This is a genomic window from Mesotoga sp. HF07.pep.5.2.highcov (assembly GCF_003666285.1).
Lineage (GTDB): Bacteria > Thermotogota > Thermotogae > Petrotogales > Kosmotogaceae > Mesotoga > Mesotoga prima.
Genome location: NZ_JFHJ01000268.1, coordinates 1 through 2,538 on the forward strand (window position 1 = coordinate 1; position 2,538 = coordinate 2,538).

Annotated in this window: 2 protein-coding genes; both read right to left on the minus strand. The window is 45.2% G+C overall.

The genetic code is table 11. From position 1 onward, the window contains the following. Positions 1 to 695 (minus strand): GTPase Era (era, locus tag BG32_RS05480; protein ID WP_121526538.1); only part of this gene is annotated, 695 nt, incomplete at its 3' end. 7 nt (positions 696 to 702) lie between these two features. Beyond that, on the minus strand, positions 703 to 2,538 hold a 1,836-nt coding region (gene glyS, locus BG32_RS05485; protein ID WP_121526539.1), incomplete at its 5' end, for a glycine--tRNA ligase subunit beta.

A 2,538-nucleotide genomic window follows, 5' to 3' on the forward strand; every position in this document is an offset into this window, starting at 1 on the left:
ACAATTATATCTGCCCTGATTTTCAGTATAGTGCCGTCGTCTTTGAACTCCTGAACCACAACGCCAATAGAGTGCGGGATCTCCTGCCGGGTATTCTCAAGGATCTTTTCGCGAACGACCTCCGATGCCATAAATCTCGAAGACCGGTCAGTTATGACATCCTCGGGAAAAAGTAACTCTCCCTCCGGAAGGAAATCGAATATTGCTGAAATCAGCTCATCGACTCCCATAGCCTTTATCGCTGAAATGAAGAACGTACGGCTGATATTTTCGAAGAGCTGTTCGGCCTTTTGTCTGAACTCCTCTATGAGTCTCTTGTCTTCGTACTCATCGATCTTGTTTATGGCGAGGAAGACAGGAATGTGACTTTGGTTCACATGATTCGAAACCAGCCTGTCCGATTCTCGAAGGCCGTCGGTTGGGTCAACAATGACCAGCAGTAGATCAGACCCTACTAGCGATGAAGTTGCAACTTTCAGTATGTATTGCCCGAGTCTGTGAAGCGGTTTGTGAATTCCAGGTGTGTCATAGAAGACTATCTGGCCGTCATCAGATGTCAGGATCCCCCCGATTCGATTTCTAGTTGTCTGAGGTTTATCAGAAACAATAGCGATCTTCTCGCCGATGATGGTGTTTATGAGGGTTGACTTCCCCACATTGGGTTTTCCAACAAGAGCAACGGTCCCGGACTTCATTGACGGTTCACGTTCTTTCTTCTTCAAGAAGAAGCGAAAGGTCGCCTATCTTCAGGAAGAGCAGATCCAACGATTTAAGAAAGCCGAGTCTGTTAAGGCGAATATCCTCCTGGTCAGCCATTACAAAGACATCGTCAAAATATCTGTCTATTTGTGGCTTGAGAGATGTGAGAAGCTCAAGAGACTTCTCGAAATTATCTCGCTCTAAGGCATCCATTACATCGTCATAACACCTCAGATAGTCGTTCAACAGATCACGTTCGGCCTGTTCCACAAACTTTGAGCCGTCGAATATATTCTCCAGGTGATTTTTGCTTATGTTGTGAACCCTCTGATAAGCAATAAGAAGATTATTGAAATCTTCCTTTTTTATGTACTCTTCGATTGCTTCTGCCGCTCTTACCCCTAGATATGGAACGTTCCACCACTTGTTCACGGATCGAGATATATTGATTGAAAAGCCTTTCTCAATAAGAAATGCTTCGAATCTAGATGAAAAGAAGTCCCGAATCAATTCATCGGATTCTTTAGAAATCGTTCCGAGATTTTCCATGGCTTTGCTTATTAGACTATCCAGGGAGATCTTCCAGCCGAGATGATGCATAGTCCGGAAGATGAAGCTAGCTTTTCTCCTCAGCGCATAAGGATCCTTCGAAGCGGAAGGTATATTTCCTATCATGAAGTTGCCTACAAGCGTATCCAGCCTATCTGCAACCCCTACGACTGCGCCAGTCAGTGTTGTGGGAATGGAGCCGTCTAGATAGTGCTCTTCAATTCCCATAGCAACATCGTGACTCTCTTTGGAATACAACGCATATATCCTTCCCATTATGCCTTGGAGCTCGGGGAACTCCTGAACGACTCTGGTGGTTTGATCCGCTTTAGCAAGGAGAGCCGTTCTCTGAACCTCCAGAAGTTCGTCGTTATTTGCTCCGAGCATCCTGGAAATCTCTGTGGAAAGCTTAACTGTTCTATCGGTTTTGTCCTTCAGCGAGCCAAGACCACGTTGAAACAAAATTCCCTCCAGCGCATTGACGTACGCTTCGAAAGGTTTCTCTTTATCCTTGATGAAGTAGAAAAAAGCATCTTCCAGCCTTGCATTGATGACCTCTTCATAACCCTGTCTAATATTACCCATCGGATCATCTGGACCATCCTGAAAAGCCACGAAGTTATTCGTCAACTTGCCATCCTTGTCAACCGGGAAAGTTCTCTGATGATGCTTTATGGTTACGATTATTACTTCAGGCGGGAGCTCGAGGTACTTCTCCAAGAAACGCCCAAGAACAGCGGAGGGATATTCCGTCAAGGAGACTACTTCGGCAACCAGTTCTTTATCGACAGGAATTTTGCTTTGAAGATTCGATTCAATTCTTCTGATTTCTGAGAGAACTCTCTCTTCCCTATCGCTTTCTCGAGCGATTACCAGAGCTTCACTCAATTTCTCGAAGTAATTGTAAGGTGATACTTCAACTTCGTCAAAGAAGAACCTGTGGCCCCTTGACTTGTTCGATGACTTCTTTCCAAACAGTTCCATCTCAAGCGTTTTGGAATCAAGCATCGCTACTATCCATCTTACAGGTCTCACGAATCTGTAAATCCCATCTCCCCAGCGCATCGGTTTCTTGAAATCCATGGACTTCAACGAGTCGGAGAAGATCTGAGGCAAAAGAGCTTCAGCAGTCTCGCCAGTTATTTCTCTCTCAATGTAAACATAGCTGTCCTTTACTATTACGTCCTCTAGCTTCGCATTGCTTCCTCTCAAAAAACCTAGAAGCGCCTTTGTCGGCACACCGTCCTTATATGCGATCTTCTCGGACGGTCCTTTCCTCTGCTCCATGAA